Here is a 23,632-nt window from a genome sequence, read left to right on the forward strand (position 1 = left end):
TTGTTCATGCTTTCCAACGCGCTTTTTGAATCCGTTTTTTATGACGCTCCGATCGGAGCTTTTTTGCTTTCTCCCACGCCGGAATTCATTATTCTCGCGCTCAATGATTCCTTCCTGCGGACGGTTTCCCGCTCACGGGAGGACATGGAGGGTTTCGGCCTGTTCGACGTTTTTCGCGAGGATACGGATGACCCCAACGATACCGGTATTGCCGCCCTCCGGGCTTCCCTGATGAAAGTGCTGAAAAGCGGCAAGCCGCATGCCCTGCCCGCGCAACGATTTCCCATCCGGATGTCAACACCGGATGGCCGATCCTGGTACGAGGAACGCTACTGGAGCGTGGTCAACACCCCGATCCACGACGCGCACCGCCAGCTGGTCTGCATCCTGCACACCACGATCGATATCACGAAGCAGATCCACGCTGAAGCCGCGCTGCGCAAGAGCGAGGCAAAATATCGCCGCCTGTTCGAGTCCCCGATCGAGGGGCTGTGCATCGTCGAGGTGCTGTTCGCTCCGGATGGCAGTCCGGTCGACATGCTCTTCCGTGACGTGAATCCGACATTCGAAGAGCAGACCGGTTTGCGCGGCGTCGTGGGCAAGACCATGCGGGAGGTCAACCAGGACATCGAACAGCACTGGTTCGATATGTATGGCGCAGTGGCGGCGACGGGCGAGCCGACGCGCTTTGTCGCGGAAACGCAAGCGCTTGGCCGCTGGTTTGACGTATACGCCTGCCGCAGCGATGAACACAACCCGAACATGGTCGCGATTCTCTTTCGCGACGTGACCGAGCAGAAGAAGGCGGAAGAGGAGCTGCGCAAGAGCGAGCAGCTTGCCCGGGAAGCCGCACGCGCAGCCGAGGAAGAGCGGCAGCGTCTGGATGCGGTGCTGGACGCAACGCCGGTCGGGCTGTTGGTGGCGGATATGCACGGCGCGCTCATCCGGGAAAACCGCGCCAACAAGGCACTGTGGGGCGAGCGCCATCCGGAAGCCGGCAGTATCGGCGATTATGCGGAATGGAAAGGCTGGTGGGCGGACGGCTCGCCACGGCACGGCAAGCCCCTGTCGGCCGAAGAGTGGACATTGGCCCGCGTCCTGAAGGGCGAGGAAAGCCCGCGCGACATCCTTGAAATCGAGTCCTTCGACGACCCGCCGGTACGGCGCACCATCATCAACTCGGGCGCGCCGATCAAGGGCCACGACGGCGCAATCGTCGGTGCGGTGGTGGCGCAAATGGACATCACGGATCGGATACGGACTGAAAATTCGCTGCGCGAAACGGCAGCACGCCTGCAGTTCACGCTGGAGTCGGCGCAGATTGGTGACTGGGACGTTGACCTGGTGACGGGCACAGCGCACCAATCCGACCGCCACGCGCGCTGCTTCGGTTATGCCACCGCCGACCCCGGCTGGGGATTCGACAAGTTTCTCGCGCATGTGCACCCCGACGACCGGCCACTTGTGAAGGCGAAGATTGATGCTGCGGTCAGCAACATAAAGAATCTGCACTTCGAATGCCGCGTGATCTGGCCGGACGAAAGCGTCCACTGGATCGCCGTGCATGGAAGTCCCTATGAGGTGAATGGCGCGGCAACGCGTCTTGCCGGGATTGCCTATGAAATCACCGACCGCAAGCTGGCAGAAGAAAAGGCACGCCACGCCTCGCTGCACGATCCCCTGACCGGCCTGCCCAACCGGGCAATGCTGTTCGAATACGCAAACCACCTGCTATCCCACAACCGGCGCACGCGCCAGTCCACCGCGGTGCTGTTCATGGACCTGGACCGTTTCAAACCGATCAACGACATGCACGGCCATGAAATGGGCGATCTGCTGCTCAAGGAGGTCGCAAAGCGCCTCGCACAAAGCATTCGCGCGGAGGATGTGGTGATCCGTCTCGGCGGGGACGAGTTTGTGATCCTGCTGCAGAACGTCAAGAACGCCTCCTACGCCGCCGACGTGACGCGCCATATCGTGGAGCGGATCAACGAACCCTTCCATATCGGCGACCTGACCCTGTCGGTCTCCACCTCGGTCGGCATCAGCGTCTTTCCCGGCGACGGGCAGGATATCGACACACTCATCAGCCATGCCGACATGGCGATGTACCAGGCCAAGCAGGCGGGCCGCAACAACTACCAGTTCTACTCGCCGGAGTTTGCCGCCGGCACGAAGCTGCAGCTGGCCATCGAGCAGCAACTGAAGTCGGCGCTGCGCACCCGCGCCTTCCATCTCTGTTACCAGCCGGTGGTGAATGTGGACACCGGCCAGCTCGTCAGCGTGGAGGCGCTGCTGCGCTGGCAGAATGCGGACATCGGTCCGGATCGCTTCGTGCCTGTGGCGGAAGCGAGCGGCATCATCAACCCCATCGGACGCTGGATCCTGGAAGAAGCATCACGCCAGCACAAGACATGGAAAGAGCGCGGCCTGCCGGCCATCCCGATCGCGGTCAACGTGTCGGTGGTCGAGTTCCGCGACAAGAGCTTCGTCAAACGCTTCAACCGCACCATCGGCGAGCACGGCATCGACGCCAATGCGCTGCAGCTGGAAGTCACGGAAACGGCCATGATGGACGACATCGACTACGCGGTCACGGTGCTGTCCCAGCTGAAGGAGCTCGGCGTGAAGGTGCTGCTGGACGATTTCGGCACCGGGCACTCCAGCCTGGCCTATCTTGCCCGCCTGCCGCTGAACAAGATCAAGATCGACAAGTCCTTCATCTCCCGACTGGAGAGCGACGTCGCCAGCCGCGCCATCACCGATGCGATGATCGCGCTCGGCCGCACACTGGACCTGGAAATCGTCGCCGAGGGCGTCGAGTCGGCCGGCGCGCTGGAATACATCAGCACGCACGGTTGCAAGCTGGCGCAGGGCTATTATTTCGGCCACCCGATGAGTGGGGAGGCATTCGAATCCTGGTACTGGACGCACGGCCAGGCGCTGCGGGGAGAAAGGTCTGTCAGCACGCGTTACCTGAGTTGAGCCTGGCGGACTGGTTGATGGCTTGCCTGGTTGACTGCCGGGTGCCGCGACGACGGCGCGTCCGCTTCATTGCAGGAGCATTGCCTCGAACTCGCTTGCCGGCACCGGCCGGGAAAAGAAATACCCTTGTCCGAAATCGCAACCGGCGGCAGCAAGCAGGTCGCGCTGGACCTCGGTCTCCACGCCTTCAGCCACCACGGCCAGGCCCAGCTTGTGCGCCATGACGATCATTGCCTCGCACAATGCGCAGTCGTTGGCACCAGCACCGAGGTTGTTGACGAAGGCACGATCGATCTTGATGTAGTCGATGTCAAGCTTTTGCAGGTATGCCAGGGACGAATAACCGGTGCCGAAGTCGTCCAGCGCCACCTGCGTCCCCGCGTCGCGGAATGCAAGCAGCTTGTCCTTGACTTCCTGCGTGAGGTTGAGCAGCAGCCCCTCCGTGATCTCAATCACCATACACTGCGCCGGCAGGCCCAGTTCCTCCAGATGCGCCACCCATTTGCGGTAGAGATCCCGGTCGTTGTGAAACTGCACCGGCGAGATATTGATGCCGATCTTGAGTTCCGAATGCCCCATTACGTGCAGACGCTGCATTTGCGCCGCGGCCTCCTTGAACACCCATTCGCCGATCTCCAGGATCATCCCGGTGGCCTCCGCGAGCGGGATGAAGTCCGTCGGGCTCACCATGCCGCGCGCCGGATGCCGCCACCGGATCAGCGCCTCGGCCTTGCGGATCGCGCCGGTCTTCAGGTCGATGATCGGCTGGTAGTACAGCTCGAACTGCTTGTTCGGCAAGGCACTGCGCAGGTCGCTCATCAAGTGCCTGCGCACTTGCGCGGCCTCCTGCAAGGCGCTGGTGAAGCGGCAATAGCGGTTGCGCCCGGCGTGCTTGGCCGCATACATCGCCTGGTCGGCATGGCGCAGCAGTTCGTCCATGTCGCTCCCGTCCTCGGGAAAAAACGTGATCCCGATGCTGGCTGAAACAAACACCGTCTCGAGGCCGAGCCGGAAAGGCTGGGCCAGCAGCGCATTGATTTTTCCGGCGGAGTCGTTGACCGCGTCGTGGTTGGGCCGATCTGCGAGGATCAGCGCAAATTCGTCACCGCCAAGGCGGGCGAGCGTCGCCCCGGCGGGAATGCAACCGCGGAGGCGACGCGCGGCCTCTATCAGCAGCGCATCTCCCTTGTCATGGCCGAGCGTGTCATTGACGTCCTTGAACTGGTCGAGGTCGATTAGCAGCAAGGCAAAGGAATCGCCCTTGTGTTCTGCCATCTCGATATGGTCTGACAGGCGGCTGTGGAACATATGCCGGTTGGGAAGCCTGGTAAGCGGGTCGAAATTGGCATGCTCCCAGATCAGCGCCTCGGCCTGCTTGGTCTCGGTGATGTCGCTGAACAGCGCAACGCGCTGGACGGTCTTGCCCGCATCGTCGCAGACGGATTTGACCGTCAGGCGCAATGCCATCGGCTCTCCGTTCTTGCGCCGGCTCCATATTTCACCTCGCCAATGTCCGCTTGACTGCAGCGCGGCCATCATCTTGGCGAACACATCCGCCGGCTCGTGATCCGACTTCAGGATGTCGAGGCCATGTCCGATGAGCTCTTTGGCACCGTAGCCGGTGAGCGCAGCAAATGCATCATTGGTGGCGACAATCCTGTTGTCCGGATCGGTCACCAGCATCGCCTCCGAACTATGCTGGTACACGAGAGCAGCAATGCGCAGCGCCTCTTCGGCGCGGACGCGCTCCGTGACTTCGACGAGCGAGAGCACCAGGTACTCTACGTCGTTCTTCCCATTCAGCACGGGAACCAATGTCCAGTCCCAGTAGGTAACGCCACGCTCCGGCTGGTCGATGAACATAAAGGGACGGGTGGTGGTAGCGTAAGGCTGTTTCGTCTTCACCACGTCCTCGAAGATCGACTTTGCGTCAGAGGGGTAAAGCTCGAAATGATTGCGGCCGGCGAGTTCGCTGACATGGCGCCGCGAGGCACGAGCGTACGCCTCATTCACGCGCACGAAGTTGAATTCCCGGTCAAGGATGGCGATGCCGCCGAGGCTGTAGCTAAAACAGATCTCCGCCAGTCTCAGTTGCCTGGTCGTCTCCTCGCCATCAGGTCCGGAGATGGAATGACTGGCGGGTACTCCGCTTGTTGGCGACATAGGTGGGTCCGGATACCAAGGGCGTATGCGGTCGCCATGCTGCCGTATTACCGGAAAAGGAAATGCCAAGTTTCACTCGGCTTGCTCTTTTCGCAACACCGTCTGGCGACGTCGCTTCTTCTAGCTGAAGGGTAGTGGACATTCCGGCAAGGCGGACGTTCCCGCGTGTCGTCATTGACGTCCGGCGCACCGCGCCGAATCGCAGTCGGATTCCCCGTTTTGCAGCGGAATTGAGGCGAATTCGGTATTCAGTCCCCCAGACTTTGCCGGTGTCACGATATTCAAAATAACAACCTGAGGCGCGGCACTAAATGAATGCATAACTGCAAGGTGTGAAATTTCTTATAATTGGTTACAAATATTTCCATCGGGAAATTATCTCTTTCCCCTCCCCCATTGCAGTCAGGAGCCGCTATCCCGACATGATGACTCCCACTTCAACACATGTGTTGCTCGTCGCAGCACTTGCCCTTGCAGCCAATGCAAGCGCTGTCGATGCGATCCCCGAGGCGATCCCCGAGTTAAGCCTGGAGGATCTGACCAAAACAGTGGTCACATCCGTTGCCCGCAAGAGCCAGAGCATTACGCGTGTGCCGGCGGCAGCGTTCGTCATTTCATCGGAAGACATTGCGCGCTCCGGCGCCCAGTCGCTGCCCGATGTCCTGCGCATGGTCCCCGGCATCGAGGTAGCGCAGATCGACAGCGGCCGTTATGCCGTGACCGCGCGCGGCTTCAATGGTCGCTTTGCGAACAAATTGCAGGTGCTCATCGACGGGCGCAGCATCTATCACCCCATTTTCTCCGGCGTCCTGTGGGAGCACGACGTCATTGCACTGAATGACATCGACCGGATCGAAGTCATCCGTGGACCGGGCGCTGCCATGTGGGGCGCGAATGCAGTCAGCGGCGTCATCAATATCATCAGCAAGCATTCCCGCGACGACAGGGGCAGCCTGGTCGAGACAACGGTCGGCACGCAGGGAAAGGGAAATCTTTATGGTCGCTACGCCAGCGCCATAAATGACGACAGCAGCTGGAAAATCTCCGTGCAGGGACGGCACGCGTCGCGCTCGGACCAGTTCGCCGCCGACGCAAGAAGTGCGGACGACCTGAACAACGGCCTGGCCGACCTGCGCTTTGACCGCAACCTCGGCGGGGGCAGCGACCTTGCCCTCTGGGCCAGCACGACGCGCTCAAGCGTGAACGATGTGCTCATGCTCGGACCGGGCATGCCGCCAAGGATGCAGCAAGTCGAAATCCGGCAAGACATTTCCAGCCATGTACTGAGTGGACGCTATCGCTGGCTGACCAGCGCCGGCATCGAGTCGTCGGTGAAGGCCTCCTTCAATGCCTTCCGCATTGAATACGATCCCACCTTCGATGAGGAGCGCAAGACCTACGACCTGGATTACCAGGGGCGCTATACCTTTGCGTCGCATGACCTTGTCTGGGGCATCAGCCACAGGACGACGACCAGCAGCATGGATGGATCGATCCTGATTTCGATGAGAAACCCCGACCTGACCCAGCGCACGACGGGTTTCTTCATCCAGGATGACTGGACGCTCATCCCGGACACGCTGCAGTTCGGCATCGGCGCCCGGCGCGACCACAATACCGTCGGCGGCAGCACCTTCGCGCCCAATGCCACCCTGATGTGGACGCCGACGCCTGGCGATACCGTCTGGGCAAAGTACGCACGCGCCCCGCGCCTGCCGGCGCAGGCAGAGCGTGATGTGACGATCGTCGCCGCCGTCCAGCGCCCGACCGCGCAAGTACCGCTGCCCGTGGCCATGCGCCATTCGGCCGGTGATGCGTCCCTTGATGCCGAGAAGATGGAAGGCGTCGAACTGGGATACCGCACGCAGCTTTCCCCCGGCTTCAACATCGATGTATCTGCCTATCGCTATCGCTACAGCGGACGCGTCACGGGACGACTGGGAGCGACCGACATGGTTTCGTACTATCCGTACTTCATTGTGCAGGACGTTCAGCTGTGCAACTGCTCCGATGGCTGGTTGAGCGGCGCGGAACTGAGCGCGGACTGGCTCGTCATGCCGACCTGGCGGCTGCAGCTCTCGTACAGCTGGGTGAACATCCAGATGGACGACTCGGCCAATCCGCTCGCGCACGCGGCCGGCCAGCAGGCGGAACAGGGTTCCCCGCGTCATTACGGCTCGCTGCGCTCGCAGTGGAACATTTCCTCCAACAAGCAATTCGACGCATGGATACGCGGGTCCGCCGGCTACAAGCGACTCAACGCCCCCTATACCGAGCTGATTAGCGTGCCGGGTTATGTAACGCTCGATCTTCGCTATGCGGTCCAGCCGCGCAAGGACGTCAGTATCGCGGTGACAGGGAGGAATCTGATCGGCGCCCGTCGCTATGAATTTGTCTCCGACTACCTGCCCTCGGTGCCGGTCGAAATCGGCCCGTCCATCCTGTTAACCGGCAGCTGGAGATTCTGAGCCCGCCGCCATGCCGTCAAAGCGTCCACTCCCTTTCATCCGCCTGCTGTTGGCGGTGCTCACGCTCGCGTGGGGGACATGTCATGCGCAAACGAGTCCGGAGCCGCAGATCAAGGCGGCATTCCTCGTCAACTTCCTGAAGTACGTCGAATGGCCGGAGGCCAAGCCGACCGCGACGATCTGCCTCTTCGGGCACGATGCGCTGGAAACTTACCTGACGCGCGTCGAAGGCCGGCCGGTTGCCGGGCGGGAGTTGCGACTGCGTCGTGTCACGCATCCCAACCAGACCGCAGACTGTGACGTGCTGTACATCCCCGAGCATGAAGAAGCACGTTTTGGCATCGTGCTGCGCTGGGTCGACCGGCAGGCAACCCTGACGGTCAGTGATGCCGAAATCTTTACCCGCTATGGCGGAGCAATCGCGCTCGTACGCGCAGATGGACGGCTCCAGTTCGACATCAATGCGCAAGCATTGCAACGCGCAGGCCTCAAACCCAGCTCCCAGCTGATGAAGCTTGCGCGCAACGCGAAGGACACACGATGAAGAGTCTGCGCGACGTTTCCGTCGGTAGAAAGCTCCTGATGTCGCTCGGCGTCACCACCGGGCTGGCCTTGCTGGTCGTGGTGCTGGCCGTATCCGCAGGCAGCCTGCTGCGTCTGCAGCGCAGCGCCCAACAGCAGCTGCTCGCGCTGGCGGACATTACCGGCACCAATAGTCAGGCGGCCTTGTCCTTTGATGACACGAGAAGCGCCAGGGATACGCTCTCGCCGCTGTTGTCCAATCCCCTGGTGGAAACCGCCGCCATCTATGACCGCGATAACCACCTGTTCGCCTCAATCCCGGCACGGGACGGCAGGTTCGTGTTTTCGCCGACATTTGATGCAGATCCGGACAAGGACACCATTACGCTAAGAGATCTGTTGTCGGGACGTGCGGTCGTCGCGCGACCTATCGTTCTCAGTGGTGAACGCCTCGGCACGGTGATGCTCGTCGCCAGTCTTGCGCCGGCCTTGCATGGCTGGGCCGCCGATGTCGGGCTCATGCTTGCAGCAGCAGGCGCGGCATTCGCCAGCGCGCTGCTGCTCGCCTTTTCCCTGCGGCGGCTGATTACGGTCCCGCTGGAAAAGCTGTCCGAAGCGGCGAATGCCGTGGCCACCGACCAGGACTATTCGCGGCGCGTCGCTTTCCGCAGCGAAGACGAAATCGGCCAGCTGGTCGGACATTTCAACGACATGCTGGCGCAGATCGAACATCGCGACCGCGAGATCATGGAGCTCGCCTTCTACGATCCGCTCACCCATCTGCCGAACCGGCGCCTGCTGCTCGACCGGCTGCAGCAAGCCCTGGCCGCAAGCGCACGCCATCGCAAGCACGGTGCCGTGATGCTGCTGGACCTGGACGGCTTCAAGGGGCTCAATGACACCTGGGGACACGATGTGGGCGACCTGTTCCTCAGCGTGGTGGCAAGGCGGCTGGAAGGATGCGTACGGGAATGCGACACCGTCGCCCGCCAGGCCGGCGACGAGTTCGTGGTCATCCTTGAAGGCCTCAGCGAGAGCGACGATGCCGTGATCGAAGCGGAAAACGTCGGCCGGAAGATCCTGCAGGCCATCACGGAGCCGTACCAGCTCGAAATGACGCCGGAAGGAGTGCAGCTCCGGCGCAATTACCAGTGCACCGTGAGCATTGGCATCACGCTCTTCCGGGGCAATGCACTTTCCGTTGACGAGTTGATCAAGCGCGCCGATACCGCCATGTACCAGGCCAAGGCGTCCGGGCGCAACACCCTGCGCTTCTTCGATCCCGAAATGCAGTCGCGGGTCCTTGCCCGTGCGCTGCTGGACGCTGACCTGCGCGAGGCGGTACGGGATGGGCAATTCATCCTCCACTATCAACCACAGGTCGACCGCGCGGGCCATATCTTTGGCGCCGAGGCATTGATCCGCTGGCCGCATCCGCAACGCGGCATGGTCTCGCCCGCAGACTTCATTCCGCAGGCTGAGGAAATCGGGGTGATCCAGGAGATCGGGCGCTGGGTGCTGGAAAGCGCCTGCAAACAGCTGGCCGCCTGGGCCATGCGTCGGGAGATGGCACACCTGACGGTGGCCGTCAATGTGAGCCCATATCAGTTCCGCAATCCGGACTTCGTCGAACAGGTGCTGGCGATCCTGGAACGCACTGGCGCCCAACCGCAAAAACTTGAATTCGAAATTACGGAGAGCATGTTGCTGGGCAGCGTAGAGGGCATCGCCGAGAAAATGGTTGCGCTGAAGGCGAAGGGCATCGGTTTCTCGTTAGACGACTTCGGCACCGGCTACTCGTCACTCGTCTATCTGAAGCGCCTGCCGCTGGACCAGCTGAAAATCGACCGGTCCTTCATCAAGGACATCCTGAGCGATCCGAACGATGCGGAGATTGCGCGCACGATCACCGCGCTCGCACATGGCATTGGACTGGAAGTCATCGCCGAAGGCGTGGAGACGGAAGAACAGCGTGACGTCCTCATCCACCAAGGCTGTGTCGCCTTCCAGGGATACCTGTTCGGCCGGCCCATGCCGGCAGACGAATTCAGTGAGCTTGTCTTGCGCTCCCAGGTCTGCGCCATCCCGTCCGCAATGGAAGTAGCTGACGCTCCGTAGCGGAAGAACTCTGCCTTTTCCTACGCTACAGTTTTCAAACAGGCTCTCAGAAGTCGAACCGTATCCCTTGCGCCAAGGGCAATGCACCGCTGTAATTGATCGTGTTCGTCGCGCGTCGCATATACGCCTTCCACGCATCAGAGCCCGATTCACGGCCGCCGCCGGAGTCCTTCTCGCCACCGAACGCACCGCCGATCTCCGCGCCGCTCGGCCCGATGTTGACATTGACGATGCCGCAGTCGCTACCGGCGGCGGACAGGAAGCGCTCCGCTTCCCGCACATCGTTGGTAAAGATGCTCGACGCCAGTCCCTGCGGCACCGCATTGTTCAAGTCAATCGCTTCCTCCAGCGTGCGGTAGCGCACGACGTACAGGATGGGCGCAAAGGTTTCGTGATGCATCACTGCCGTCTGCGCCGGCATCTCCACCAGCGCCGGGTGCACATAGACGCCGTTTTCGCAACCGGCGACCGCCACGCGCTCGCCGCCGTGCACCTGACCCTTGTCGGCACGTGCGTGCTCCAGTGCTTTCTGCATCGCCGCGAACGCGGCGCCGTCCACCAGCGGGCCGACCAGCGTTCCCGCCTCCAGCGGATTGCCGATGGGGAGCGATGCATACGCTTGTTTCAGGCGCGGTACGAGCTGGTCGTACACGCTGTCATGCACGAACAATCGCCGCAGCGTCGTACAGCGCTGCCCGGCGGTGCCGACTGCGGAAAACACGATGGCGTGCGTGGCCAGTTCCAGGTCGGCGCTGGGCGCGACCACCATCGCGTTGTTGCCGCCCAGTTCGAGAATCGTGCGAGCAAGGCGTTGCGCACAGGCCTGCGCAACCGCCCTTCCCATACGCGTGCTGCCGGTGGCGCTGACGAGGCGCACGCGTGGATCATCGACCAGCACCTGCCCGCGCTCATGGCCGCCGATCACGATTTCCGATAGTCCTTGCGGCGCGTCGCTGCCGAAACGGGCGATTGCCTTTGCAAGCAAAGCCTGGACGGCAATGGCGGTGAGCGGCGTTTTCTCAGACGGCTTCCAGACGACGCTGTTGCCGCACACGAGGGCGATGGCGGCATTCCAAGACCAGACGGCAACCGGGAAATTGAATGCGGAAATCACGCCGACCACGCCGAGCGGATGCCAGGTTTCCATCATGCGATGCCCGGGACGCTCGGAGGCGATCGTCAGGCCGTGCAGCTGGCGCGACAAGCCGACGGCGAAATCGCAGATGTCGATCATCTCTTGCACTTCGCCCAGGCCTTCCTGCAGGATCTTGCCGGATTCCATGGTCACCAGCTTGCCCAGCGCCTCCTTGCCGGCGCGCAGTTCTTCACCGAACAGGCGGACCAGTTCGCCGCGACGGGGTGCGGGCACATTGCGCCATTGTTCAAAGGCCGCGTGCGCGCGGGCGATCTTTTCCGCCGCCTGGTGCGGCGTGTCGGCATGCAGCGTGGCAAGGACAGCGCCATCGATCGGCGACACACTGTGGACGTCATGTCCCTGATGACGCGACAGGTCCGCGCCCAGGGAGGAAAGCAGCTTGTTCACGGATTCCATGGCAATGCTCCTCTCGTCTCTCGTTTTTCGTCAATTGGCGTAGAAGCGGCCGAAACGGTTGGACAGAAAATCCTCCAGCTTCGCCTGCTCCTGCCGGATCAAGCCCCGGCGCGGCAGCTTGTGCTGCATGACCAGGTCCACCATCGTGCAGATGCCGGCCGCAGTCGTGATCTGGATTGCCGACAGCAGCCGTCCGTTGACCTGCTGGCTGTAGATCTTCTTCGCGTAGGTTTCCTGCTCCAGCCGTCCCTCGCGCATGCCGCACACACTGACGAACACCAGCACCACATCCTGCCTGGTGATCGGGATCGATGTCTCCAGGATTTCCTTGAGGATAGCGCGCCGTTCGGGAAGGCCGAGCTGCAGGTCACGCACCAGCATCTTGATGATATCCCTGTGCCCCGGATATCGCACCGTCTTGTAGTTCAGGTTGTGCACCTTTCCGGAAAGACTCTCGCACAGCGTGCCAAGGCCGCCAGAGGTGTTGAACGCTTCGTAATCGATGCCGTCCAGCGAGAAATGCTCGACCTCTTCCAGCGCCGAGACTTCCCGCAGCTCGCCATCGACGATCGCCTCGCAGGGATTGCAGTATTCATTGATCAGGCCGTCGGTGCTCCAGGTCAGGTTGTACTTCAGTGCGTTGCTCGGATAGAGGGGCAAGGCCCCGACCCGCATGTGCACGTCACGCAGCGTATCGAAGCGCCCTGCCAGGTCATTGGCCACGATGGAAATGAAGCCGGGCGCGAGGCCGCACTGCGGCACAAAGGCGCTGTTCGCATCCTCCGCCAGCCCCTTGACGATGCGCGTGCTCTGCACGTCCTCGGTCAGATCGAAATAGTGAGAACCGGCCTTCTTCGCCGCGCCGGCGATCAGCGGCGTGAGGAAGTACGGGCAGGCCGACAGCGTGACGTCCTGCCCGTCCACCAGTTCCAGCACCGTGGCGGCGTTGGAGATGTCGGCATGCACCACGTCGACATCCGGCAGCTTCAGCGCCTTCACATGCGCCAGACGATGCGGATCGCGGTCGGCCACCGTCAGCCGGTAATCGCCGCTGAAGGCCAGCAGGTTGAGGATGGCGTCGCCGATCTTGCCTGCGCCAAGGAGGATGAGTCTGGTTGTCATGATCCCCTCTTCTTGTCCGGTGGAGAACATGTCTAGTGTAGGTCCGTTGCATGTCAGAAAACAGGGAGCAAACCGTCGTCAGGCGGTATGATCGCCATACAATCTGACGAAGCGACACGACAATCTGCACAATATGACTCCTGTGCTCGACGACATCGACAACAAGATCCTCGCGCTGCTGATGGACGACGCGCGCATGCCCACCTCGGCCATTGCAAAGCGGGTCGGCATCGCACGCACCACGGCCATTGCACGCATCGGCAATCTGGAAAAGCGCGGCATCATCGCCGGCTATGGCGTAAGGCTGAATAAGGAGATATACCAGCCGGCCGTGCGCGCCTATGTCGGCATCACGGTCGATGCCCGCAAGGCGGCCATGTTCGTGAAACTGCTGCAGAAGATGCCCGAGGTCGAAACGCTCTGTGCCGTGAGCGGTCCGGTTGATTACATGCTGACATTGCGCTGCCAGTCCACCGCCGAGCTCGACCGGCTGCTGGACCTGGTCGGCGCGATCGACGGCGTGCACCAGACATCGACATCGATTGTTTTGACGAAGAGAATAGATAGAAGGCCACTCTGATCACGCATCAAGGAAAACACCATGCACTCCATCCCGGAATCCAAGAAGAACCACCTGTGGCGCAAGGTCGTCTGGCACACCGATCCGGAAGAACATCCGCTCGGCCCGTACCACTCGGTCGAAATCTATTGCTGCGAAGAGTCCAACGGCTACGGCGTCTGGTATGTGCGCAAGCTGGCGCGGGACGACCAGCGCGGCGCACCGGGCATGGAGAATGCGGACTACCTGCTGAACTACTTCCCGAAGACCGGCCGTGACGACGCCATCGAGCGCGCCGTGCTGATCGCGCACAGCGATCCGTCCGTCGACAAGGTGATCCGCAACCTGGATAGCCTGGCTGCATCGGCGCAGCGGGTCTGAGCCCTTACGATTCGTCTCACGCTGCGTGCGTTGTTCGGCGCGCCATCCACTATATATAGATGCACTCTCAGGCTGTTGAAAAGCGTCGCGAGCAGGCCAAGATTGGTGATGAGGAGCGCACGCGTACGAGAGTACGCAGAGCACCGCAATCGCCGAGATCGGTTTGCGCAGTAGCTTTCACCAGCCTGCTATGCTGGCCACAACGGCGGCTCATCCATCAGCGCCACCTGTTCGCGCAGTTCAAGAATCCGATCCTGCCAGTAACGCTGCGTATTAAACCAGGGGAAGGCCACGGGAAAGGCCGGGTCATCCCAGCGCAGCGCCAGCCACGCCGAGTAATGAATCAGCCGCAAGGTGCGCAGCGCTTCGATCAGGTACAGCTCGCGCGGATCGAACTCCATGAAGTCCTCGTACCCGGCGAGCAGGTCGGACAGCTGGCGCACCATGTCGCCCCGTTCGCCCGACAGCAGCATCCACAAGTCCTGGATCGCCGGCCCCATGCGGCTGTCATCGAAGTCCACGAAATGCGGCCCCGCATCCGTCCACAGCACATTCCCGCAATGGCAATCGCCGTGCAGCCGCAATAGCCGCACATCGCCCGCGCGTTCATGGCAGCGACGCACGCCATCGAGCGCCTGGTCCACCACACTGCGATACGCATCCGCCAGGTCCGGCGGGATGAAGCCACGGGAGAGTAAATAGTCGCGCGGTTCCGTGCCGAAGCTGGCGATGTCGAGCGTCGGGCGCGACACGAACGGCTGCACTGCACCCACCGCATGGATACGGCCGATAAAGCGCCCCAGCCATTCCAGCGTCGCGCTGTCGTCCAGCTCGGGCGCCCGTCCGCCCTGGCGCGGAAACACCGCAAACCGAAAGCCCTGAAAGTGTTGCAGCGTTCCCTTGCCGGCAAGCGCCAGCGCAGGCACGGCAGGAATTTCCCGGTCGGCGAGCTGCTGCACGAAGGCATGCTCCTCCAGGATCGCCTCATCGCTCCAGCGCGCGGGACGGTAAAACTTCGCTACCACTGGCGGCCCCTCTTCCATGCCGATCTGATAGACACGGTTCTCGTAACTGTTCAAGGCCATCAAGCGGCCGTCGCTGTACAGGCCGATGCTTTCCAGCGCGTCGAGGACGCAGTCCGGAGTCAGGGTGTGGAAGGAATGAGGGGGTGAATGGATCATGTCTTGATGTGCAGCGCACAAATTCTGGTTGTAAGGCGAGCTAAGGCGACCGGCGGCGAATGGCATTTACGCCACACAAAATATGAATAGTTGTCAACTTTACCTTACCGCTCATCGCCGGAAATCGACCGGTCATCGGTAGAAAGGCACCGGTACTTTTGGAGGACTTATTCTAGAGGCGTTTCTTAATAGAAACATTTTCCGTCTGAACCATCTTCTTGCGCCCGGTGCCTCCATGTATAGCAGAAAAAATACGTCCGGTTTTACGTTGATCGAGCTTGTGATTACAGTCGTGATCATCGGCATCCTCGCCAGCGTGGCACTTCCGAGCTATCAGCAGTATGTCGTGCGGAGCAATCGCGCTGCTGCCCAGGCAGCAATGATGGATATCGCCAATCGCGAGCAGCAATACCTGCTGTCAAACCGCGCCTTCACCGACTCGTTGACGACCCTGAACTACGCGGCGCCATCCGAGGTCACCAATAAATACACCGTCAGCGCTACCGGCAATATCGAGCTGGGCAAGTACCTAGACGCTTCCTGCGCTGTTCAGGACGATACCGGGACCGCCCCCTCGTTCGTCATTTCGTTTGCTCCCAAAGGCTCGCAGGTCAGCGACGGCACGCTTCGCCTGAGCAGCACCGGGATCAAATGCCCCGCAGGCAAGTGGTAATCATGCGTCCCGCCTCCACATCGACACAGGCCGGCATCTCGCTGATTGAAGTGCTGGTCACGATCGTCATTCTGGCGTTTGGCCTGCTGGGCTTGGCCGGCCTGCAGTCGCGCCTTCAGGGATCGGAGATGGAGGCGTACCAGCGCTCGCAGGCCCTGATTCTGCTCAACGATATGGCAAACCGGCTCAACGCGAACCGGACGGATGCAGCGAGCTATCACACCGGCGCCGACACGCCGCTCGGAAACGGCATGACCTGCCCGACGGCGACCACAACGCAAAAAGACAGGGATGTCGCAGACTGGTGCGCAGCACTCAAGGGTGCCGCCGAAGTCTCCGGGAACAACAAGGTGGGTGCAATGATCGGTGCACGCGGTTGCGTCGAAAGCCTCGGCAATAACCAGTACCTCATTACCGTCGCCTGGCAGGGACTGGGGCCACTCACGGCACCACCGATCAGTGTCGCATGCGGGAAGAACGCATTTGACGGTGCTGCCGGCTCGCCGTGTGTCAACGACCTTTGCCGCCGCACCCTGACCACCACCGTTCGAATTGCTGTCCTCTGACCATGATGAAGCTTACCTACAAGCCAGAACGTCGGGCAGTGCCTGAATCCCAACGGGGCTTCTCGCTTACCGAGCTGATGATTGCCGTCACGATCAGCCTGCTGATCATGCTGGCGCTGATTGCGGTCTTCCTGAACATCAGCCGCACCAACAGTGAAATGGCGAAAACGAACATCCAGATCGAGAATGGGCGCTTCGCCATCCAGCTCCTGCAAGAGGATGTCTCTCATGCCGGCTTCTGGGGAACCTTCGTGCCGCAGTTCGACAACCAGACGCTGGCCGCCATCCCGAACGACGCACCGACTGCCGTGCCTGACCCCTGCCTCGCCTTCGCCACCTGGGACGCGGCTTACAAAACGAACCTCCTCGGCATTCCAGTCCAGACCGTCCCATCAGGAAACTGCACCAGCTTAGTGACCAACCAGAAGGCTGATACCGACATCCTCGTGGTCCGCCATGCTGCCTCCTGCCTGGCCGGCTCAAGCGCGTCGCCAGGCGACTGCGAGGCCGTCAATGCAAACAAGGTGTATTTCCAGGCGTCGCTATGCTCCGCCGTGGCGCAGCTCGGCTCCGCATCGACCACCATCAAGCTTGCCGCTAACTCGTCATCGACAGACGACTTCTATGCCGGAAAGACAATCCGCCTCCTGTCCGGAACAGGCGGCGGCCAGTCGCGCACCGTCACTGCATACAATGGCGCCAGCAAGGTGGCAACGGTGGACACACCATGGGCTACCACGCCAGACGCCACCACCAACTACTCGTTCGACAGTGTCGACTACGTTCTCGACAAGACGGGTCTTTCTCTACTCAAGAGGGACTGCTCAAGCGCGGCCGACATTCGCAAGTTCATTTCCAACATCTATTACATCCGCGATTACTCCTCCACTCCCGGGGACAACATCCCGACCCTGGTCCGCTCGCAGTTCGATTTTGCCGGCGGCGCGCTTGGGCAACAGGATCCTGTTGCGATGGTGGAAGGAATCGAGGGATTCCGCGTCGAGTATGGCATCGACGACAAGAGCGAAACCGATGAAGACGTCAACTACGCCGAGGCCGTCGAGTGGCAGAACCCAACCGACCACCGCACGGTGACCAATCGCGGAGATGGCAGTGTCGATGGTCCCTTCGTACGTTGCCCGCCAGCCGACACGCCTGCCAGCACCGCAGCACCGGTGATCTATCCGGCGGCGACTGTCTGCACGGTCGCGGACCTTGCCAACACCGTTGCCGTCAAGGTCTTCGTTCTCGCGCGCAGCCGGGATGCCACGCCCGGTTATACCGACACCAAAACCTATGCGTTGGGAAGTACCACGCTTGGACCGTTCAACGATGGCTTCAAGCGACACGTCTTCTCGAGCACCGTGCGCCTGATCACGGTGTCCGGCCGCAGGGAAACACCAGGGGACGCACCATGAGTCTGACAGCCATGAAGAAATTCCAGCACGGCGCCACCTTGATCGTGGGCCTCATCATGCTGGCGGTGATTACCGTCATGGTTGCAACGGCATTTACGCTGAGCGGCACCAATCTCAAGGCCGTCGGCAACATGCAGTTCCGCGATGAGGCGACAGCGGCCGCAAACATGGCGATCGAGCAGGTCGTGTCCGCATTCATGAACACCGTGCCCACTGCACAGGTCATCCCGATTGACCTGAACAATGACGGAAATACCGATTATTCGGTATCCATCACGCCGACATGCATCAGTTCGTCCATCGTCGGTGACCCGAGTGGTATCGGCCAAAAAGGCAGCGTCGAGCTCGGCCCTGCACTGTCTGTAGGTGAAGGCGGCTTCATCGGCTTTGTGACGATCTGGAATATCGATGCAAGCGTGACCGACCCCGTCAGCGGCGCATCTGTACGCGTGCATCAGGGCGTACGCAAGTTATTAACCTCGGACTGCACCTGACGGTGCGATGAGACTGGAGTCCATCATGAAAAACCACATCCTGAAGAGTTTTTTGGGCACAGCCATGCTGTCGGTTCCATTCGCTACGCCGGCGGAGGACATCGACCTGTTCATATCGCAGCCGCCCACAGTATCGACGGAAGCGCCCAATGTGCTGCTCGTCATTGACAATGCGGCCAACTTCTCCGCAAGCGTTAACAACATGCGGTGCCGCATCAGCAGTGACGGGGAAGTCTCGACGTCCACTTCCTACCTCACTGCGGCGGATGCGACCAAACTGGACGGCACCGCAGGTGCAGTTGAGCAGTGTGCGCTGTATAGCGTCATTCGCGATATGGATGTGTCCAGTGGCGTAAAGGTGAACCTGGGCGTCATGGTTTACAACGCCAACGGCATGAAATCCTTCGATGCGCTGACCGGTGCCTTCTCATCGCCTTGCGATGATGTAAACAGCAATGGCGGCTGCCTCGTTGCCCCAATGGTGCCTCTGAATGCGACCACCAGGGCCAATCTGCTGAACTGGATTAAGAACTGGGAGGTATCGGGGAACAGCAGCTACAACATCAAAGGAAACGGCAGCGCCAACGGCGCTTCCATGCAGGAAGCATGGGCCTACTTCACTGGTGCCACCGGTATCTCCGGGCGTAATTACGCGGCAATCAAACCAAGTTCTACGTGCAAGAAAAATAACGTCATCTTCATCGGCAATGCATATCGAAACAACAGCTCGCCGGGAGATCAAACCACCACCAACGGACCGAAGAGTGCGCTGGAAGGCACCAATGCCACAGCTGCGATGAATGCAAATCCGCCCGCAACGCAGCTGGAGAAAACGCTATTCACCGACACGATTACCACCTCTTGCGGAACGAATACGCTGGAAACGTCCGAGAACAAAGGCGTCTATGCGCTGAACTGGACGCGCTACATGAAGAACACCGCATCTGTCACCACTTACAGCGTCGGCGTGCTCGGTCCGACGTGTAATGGCGAATACGCTGCACATCTGACAAAGATGGGCGATGTTTCCGTTGGTGGCGGCAAGTACTTTGCGACCAACAATTTCGAGGAGCTGAAAACAGCACTGAAAACCGTTCTCGGTGAAATACAGGCCGTCAATACCGTGTTTGCCGCAGTCAGCTTGCCAATCAGCGTGAATACCCAAGGCACGTATCTGAACCAGGTCTATATCGGCATGTTCCGTCCGGACAAGGACGCGCTCCCCCGCTGGGACGGAAACCTGAAGCAGTACCGCCTCGGCATGATCAACAATCAACTGAAGCTGCTCGATTCCGTTGACGACCAGCACAGCACCGTGAATGCGCAAACCGGTTTTATTACCGAGTGCGCACGCAGCTACTGGACTTCTGCAGAAACGGACAACTACTGGGTGGATTCACTCAAGTCTGCGGGCGGATGTTCGCCCGAAACGAAATTTTCCAATTCACCCGACGGCAACGTGGTGGAAAAAGGCGGCCATGCGTACATGCTGCGCAGCATTGCGCCGGCAACACGTATCGTCAAGACCTGCTCCCCCGTTTTTGCGACGTGCAGCACCACGTCCGCCCTCACCTCCTTCGATACGGACAATTCGGCGATCACGCAAAGCCTTCTTGATCCGACGACTGGTGCGAATAACCGCACGGCGCTCATCAATTGGGCGCGCGGCTTGAACGTCAGCAATGAGCTCAATAAAGGCACTACGGTGATGCGTCCTTCGTCGCATGGCGACGTCGTGCACTCGCGGCCGGTGGCAATCAACTACGGAACAGATGATGATCCCAACGTTGTCGTGTATTACGGCGGCAACGATGGCATGCTGCGTGCGATTAACGGAAACCGGACCGCCAGCCTGACTTCGGGCGCAGCGACATTCGAGGCGGGCAGCGAACTGTGGTCATTCATGCCACCTGAGTTCTACGGAAACATCAAACGTCTCTACGACAACGACAAGGTCGTCAGCTTCAAGGGTAGCGGTATCGCCACTGCGCTTCCGAAAGCATACGGATTCGATGGCCCGATCACGGCCTTCCAGGGCCAGATCGACAATGCCGACAAGGTCTACGTCTATGCGGCGATGCGTCGTGGCGGACGTGCGTTGTATGCATTCGATGCCACGGACCCGGCCAACCCGACGCTGAAATGGAAGAAGGGCTGCAAGAATAATTTCCCTGCTTCGGGGGCAGTCAGTGATGCAGAATGCAGCACGGGCTTCTCCGGCATCGGCCAGACGTGGTCCGCGGCGAAAGTGCTGCATGCGTCGGGATACGACAACGGCGCCACGCCCATGCTTATCTTCGGCGGCGGTTATGACACTTGCGAAGACACGGACGACGGTACCGTCAACCACAGCTGCACCGGCACCACGAAGGGCAACAAAATCTATGTCCTCGACGCCGAAACCGGGACGCAGCTTGCCGCATTGAGCACCCTGCGGGCCGTAGCGGGTGACGTGACCATCGTCAGGGACAATGTGAGCGGCATGGCGAAGTACGCCTACGCGACGGATATGGGCGGCAACGTCTATCGTATCTCGGGCGTCGATGCCAACACACCGTTTGAATCAACATCGCCGGGGAACTGGACGATTACCCGGATTGCTTCGCTCGGCTGCGATACTGTCGCCGGGTGCAACGCGAACAGGAAGTTCCTGTATGCGCCTGATGTCGTTTTCGACAACGGGCTTTATGTCCTGCTCATCGGCTCTGGCGATCGTGAAAAACCGCTGAGCAACTACACGGCGACGTATGGTGTCAGCAATCATTTCTTCATGGTCAAGGATGATCCTTCCGACGCCACCTGGTTATCTTCCGAAACCGCAAATTGCGATGGCACGGCGGTGATCTGCAAGAACTCGTTGTTTGCCATTACCGACAATACAACGCCGGAACAAACAAGCCTGGATGCAAAGAAAGGCTGGTACCTGGCGCTCGCCCCGCACGAGCAGATCGTGACCAACTCGGTGACCGTCTTCGGCACCACGACCTTCAGTACCCACCAGCCGGCGGTAGCGGTCGCAGGCACCTGCGGCTCCAACCTTGGCACAAGCCTGGTATACAACATTGCCTATTCCAATGCCTCGAGCAAGAACGGCACGGATCAGCGATACCAGGATCTTTCGGGTGACGGCCTGCCGCCCTCCCCGGTCGCCGGCCAGGTGACGCTGGACGACGGGCAGACGGTTCCTTTCTGTATCGGCTGCGCTCCGGCATCCCCGCTTGAAGGTGTGCTCAAGACCAAACCGGTTACCACTTCGGTAAGCAAGTACAAGAGCCGGGTGTATTGGTACCTCCAGCAATGACCGAAGGAACACCAATGAATGCCAGTCGATGCAGTCTGATTGCGCGGAGAATTGCGGCGAGAGCGCAGGACGGTTTTACACTGATCGAGCTGATGGTCACCGTTGCCGTGTTGTCCATTCTTCTTGCGGTCGCGACCCCATCCTTCGAGAATGCGCTGCTGGGGACCAAGCTCGGGTCGTATGCAAACAACCTGGTGTCCAGCGCGATTGTCGCCCGCAGTGAGGCGATCAAGCGGAATGCGACCGTTACCTTGTGTGCATCGGCCGATGGCGCCAACTGTGCCACGTCCGGCGGCTGGCAACAGGGCTGGATCGTCATGGCGGGCACCACTGTGATCCAGCACCAGCAGGCGGTGCCGGGCGGGTTCAAGATTACCGGCGTGGATGCGGGCAGCACGCCGACCCTGTCGCTGACCTTCCAGCCAACCGGCGTCGGGGCAACGCAGGCTTCGTTTACGATCTGCCGTGCCACACCGACCGCCGGCAGTCAGGAGCGGGTCGTCAGCATCAGCGCAACGGGCCGCCCGTCCACATCGAAAACGTCAGTCGGCGCGTGTTCCTGACCGATCCGTCGATTCGATCCGAAGTAAAATGCGGTGCGTTTCGACGCACCGTTTTCTTTTTTCGGGATCTCAAATGCCATCAGCCTGCCTGACGTTCACGATGGCCAACGGCGGTGGCAAATCTACTCACGAGCGACATGAACGTTGACATAGCAAAGTTTTCCATTTGCTCGCTCGCCCTGCATGCTGCATTGTTTTCCTGGTTTGGGCACATCAGTCCTTTCGAGCATGGGGGTACGTCACGTGATCGGAAGACGCCGCTGACGGTCTCCGTCAGCCTGCTACCAAGCGACATGGCCACGACCGAACGCCCGCTCCCTGCGGACACGGTGTTTAGCGAAAGTGCTCCATCCACGGAAGAGTCACCCGCTTCGCCAGCGGCAGTTGAAAGTCCCAGCCCTCCTGCGACACAGGACGTCACAGCTTCGAACGATTATCTGGCGTCGGGTAAACTGACGCAGCAACCCAGTCCGCTCGCTCCCATCGATCTGAATGTTGCGGATGTCAGCGGCATTGCATTCTCCGGCACGGTTGACCTGACGATCCTGATCGATGTCGATGGAACCGTTGTCGATGTCATTCCTTCAACGGATGCCGAAGAAGCGAGGGAATTCACTGAACGTGTGGTCGAACGCTTTAAAAGCGCCCGGTTCAGGCCAGGCGAAATCAACGGCAGGCCTGTGCAGTCCCAGGTACGGGTGACAGTGGTGAGCGAAGAGCTTCCATCCTCGGCAGAATAGGCACCGCGCTTCCTGCCCTCGCGCTTCTGGCTGTATTGACTCATGTCATGCAACAAACCCGGCAGGGCTAGCCAGAGAAGAGAGTAAACTACGCGCTTTCCTCTCATCTGAATGACCTTTCCCATGCATCTCGACGAACCCCTCTCCGACAAGGAATTCAAGGAACTCGACCAGTTCCTGCTGTCCGACCGCTGTGCCGAGGACGGCATGACGATGGATTCGCTGCACGGCTTCCTGACGGCGCTGGCGATCGGCCCGGAGGAAGTGCTGATGGCGGAATGGCTGCCTTGTGTATGGGGATCCGAGCGCAAGGAGCCGCAGTTCAAGTCGCAGAAGGAGGCCGAGCGCATCACGGCGCTGATCGCGCGCTTCATGAACGAAGTCGTGATGACTTTCGACGTCGCGCCGAAGGAATTCGAGCCGCTGTTCTGCGAGCATGAGGTCGACGGCAAGATGCTGCTCGACGGCGACGCGTGGGCCTGGGGTTTCTGGGAAGGGATGAACCTGCGCGCAGAAGCATGGGAGCCGATCTGGTCGTCCAATATCGCCGACATGGTGGAGCCGATTTACCTGCTCGGCGCGGAAGAGATCGAAGAAGAGGAAGCGGAGCTGGTCGACGATCCGACCAAGCGTCACAAGCTTGCCGTCGAAATGGAAGCTGCGATCCCGCATATCCATCGCTACTGGAAGCCGCTGCGCAAATCGGCGGTGCAGCAGGTGCAGCGTGAAGCCCCCAAGGTAGGCCGCAATGATCCCTGCCCTTGCGGCAGCGGCAAGAAGTTCAAGAAGTGCTGCGGGGCGGACCAGCCGGACGCCTGAACGCAGC

The 23,632-nt window shown here is 60.6% G+C and carries 18 protein-coding genes; 14 read left to right on the forward strand and 4 right to left on the reverse strand.

What is annotated here, in order from left to right:
* Positions 1-63 precede the first annotated feature (63 nt).
* Entirely contained in the window at positions 64-2,985 is a 2,922-nt protein-coding gene (locus tag ACYVIA_RS15600) for a sensor domain-containing protein (RefSeq protein ID WP_460842347.1), read from the forward strand.
* Between the two features lie 66 nt (positions 2,986-3,051).
* Here ACYVIA_RS15600 and ACYVIA_RS15605 read toward each other — a convergent pair whose 3' ends face one another.
* Positions 3,052-5,148, reverse strand: a complete 2,097-nt coding sequence (locus ACYVIA_RS15605) for a sensor domain-containing protein (protein WP_460842348.1) — start codon at positions 5,146-5,148, stop codon at positions 3,052-3,054.
* A 422-nt stretch (positions 5,149-5,570) separates the two neighbouring features.
* On the opposite strand from ACYVIA_RS15605, the gene ACYVIA_RS15610 reads away from it, so the two are divergent.
* Genes ACYVIA_RS15610 through ACYVIA_RS15620 form a run of 3 tightly spaced genes read left to right on the forward strand, consistent with a single transcriptional unit; the run spans position 5,571 to position 10,256 of the window.
* Positions 5,571-7,616: a TonB-dependent receptor plug domain-containing protein gene (locus ACYVIA_RS15610; RefSeq protein ID WP_460842350.1), complete on the forward strand. Its 2,046-nt coding sequence runs from the start codon at positions 5,571-5,573 to the stop codon at positions 7,614-7,616.
* Positions 7,617-7,626: 10 nt separating this feature from the next.
* The gene (locus ACYVIA_RS15615) at positions 7,627-8,160 is read left to right on the forward strand and encodes a YfiR family protein (protein WP_460842351.1); all 534 of its coding nucleotides are present in this window, start codon (positions 7,627-7,629) and stop codon (positions 8,158-8,160) included.
* Complete coding sequence (locus ACYVIA_RS15620) at positions 8,157-10,256, forward strand: putative bifunctional diguanylate cyclase/phosphodiesterase (protein ID WP_460842353.1); 2,100 nt, start codon at positions 8,157-8,159, stop codon at positions 10,254-10,256. The genes ACYVIA_RS15615 and ACYVIA_RS15620 overlap by 4 nt, the downstream gene beginning before the upstream one ends.
* Before the next feature lie 46 nt (positions 10,257-10,302).
* Here the strand turns inward: ACYVIA_RS15620 and amaB are convergent, their stop codons facing one another.
* Positions 10,303-11,808, reverse strand: a complete 1,506-nt coding sequence (amaB, locus tag ACYVIA_RS15625; protein ID WP_460842354.1) for an L-piperidine-6-carboxylate dehydrogenase — start codon at positions 11,806-11,808, stop codon at positions 10,303-10,305.
* Positions 11,809-11,838: 30 nt separating this feature from the next.
* The gene (locus ACYVIA_RS15630; RefSeq protein ID WP_460842356.1) at positions 11,839-12,930 is read right to left on the reverse strand and encodes a saccharopine dehydrogenase family protein; all 1,092 of its coding nucleotides are present in this window, start codon (positions 12,928-12,930) and stop codon (positions 11,839-11,841) included.
* Between the two features lie 133 nt (positions 12,931-13,063).
* Here ACYVIA_RS15630 and ACYVIA_RS15635 point away from each other — a divergent pair, with 133 nt between their 5' ends.
* Together ACYVIA_RS15635 and ACYVIA_RS15640 are read left to right on the forward strand one after the other, a co-directional pair.
* Positions 13,064-13,510: an Lrp/AsnC family transcriptional regulator gene (locus ACYVIA_RS15635; RefSeq protein ID WP_460842357.1), complete on the forward strand. Its 447-nt coding sequence runs from the start codon at positions 13,064-13,066 to the stop codon at positions 13,508-13,510.
* Between the two features lie 21 nt (positions 13,511-13,531).
* Positions 13,532-13,870, forward strand: a complete 339-nt coding sequence (locus ACYVIA_RS15640; RefSeq protein WP_460842359.1) for a hypothetical protein — start codon at positions 13,532-13,534, stop codon at positions 13,868-13,870.
* Between the two features lie 188 nt (positions 13,871-14,058).
* Here ACYVIA_RS15640 and ACYVIA_RS15645 read toward each other — a convergent pair whose 3' ends face one another.
* Positions 14,059-15,051: a serine/threonine protein kinase gene (locus tag ACYVIA_RS15645; RefSeq protein ID WP_460842361.1), complete on the reverse strand. Its 993-nt coding sequence runs from the start codon at positions 15,049-15,051 to the stop codon at positions 14,059-14,061.
* Positions 15,052-15,286: 235 nt separating this feature from the next.
* On the opposite strand from ACYVIA_RS15645, the gene ACYVIA_RS15650 reads away from it, so the two are divergent.
* From ACYVIA_RS15650 to ACYVIA_RS15685, 8 genes are all read left to right on the forward strand, one after another.
* Positions 15,287-15,724, forward strand: a complete 438-nt coding sequence (locus ACYVIA_RS15650; RefSeq protein ID WP_460842363.1) for a type IV pilin protein — start codon at positions 15,287-15,289, stop codon at positions 15,722-15,724.
* 2 nt (positions 15,725-15,726) lie between these two features.
* The gene (gene pilV / locus ACYVIA_RS15655) at positions 15,727-16,290 is read left to right on the forward strand and encodes a type IV pilus modification protein PilV (RefSeq protein WP_460842365.1); all 564 of its coding nucleotides are present in this window, start codon (positions 15,727-15,729) and stop codon (positions 16,288-16,290) included.
* A gap of 2 nt (positions 16,291-16,292) precedes the next feature.
* Entirely contained in the window at positions 16,293-17,708 is a 1,416-nt protein-coding gene (locus tag ACYVIA_RS15660; protein WP_460842366.1) for a PilW family protein, read from the forward strand.
* Positions 17,705-18,202, forward strand: coding sequence for a pilus assembly PilX family protein (locus ACYVIA_RS15665; RefSeq protein WP_460842368.1), 498 nt, complete (start codon positions 17,705-17,707; stop codon positions 18,200-18,202). Before ACYVIA_RS15660 ends, ACYVIA_RS15665 begins: the two co-directional genes overlap by 4 nt.
* Positions 18,203-18,227: 25 nt before the next feature.
* Positions 18,228-21,503, forward strand: coding sequence for a pilus assembly protein (locus ACYVIA_RS15670; protein ID WP_460842371.1), 3,276 nt, complete (start codon positions 18,228-18,230; stop codon positions 21,501-21,503).
* Between the two features lie 14 nt (positions 21,504-21,517).
* The gene (locus ACYVIA_RS15675) at positions 21,518-22,066 is read left to right on the forward strand and encodes a GspH/FimT family pseudopilin (RefSeq protein WP_460842373.1); all 549 of its coding nucleotides are present in this window, start codon (positions 21,518-21,520) and stop codon (positions 22,064-22,066) included.
* Between the two features lie 137 nt (positions 22,067-22,203).
* Positions 22,204-22,806 carry an energy transducer TonB gene (locus ACYVIA_RS15680; RefSeq protein ID WP_460842375.1) on the forward strand — a complete coding sequence of 201 codons (603 nt, stop codon included), beginning with the start codon at positions 22,204-22,206 and terminating at the stop codon, positions 22,804-22,806.
* 123 nt (positions 22,807-22,929) lie between these two features.
* Entirely contained in the window at positions 22,930-23,625 is a 696-nt protein-coding gene (locus tag ACYVIA_RS15685) for a UPF0149 family protein (RefSeq protein WP_460842377.1), read from the forward strand.
* The last annotated feature ends 7 nt before the right edge of the window (positions 23,626-23,632 follow it).

Source organism: Noviherbaspirillum agri, from assembly GCF_054780595.1.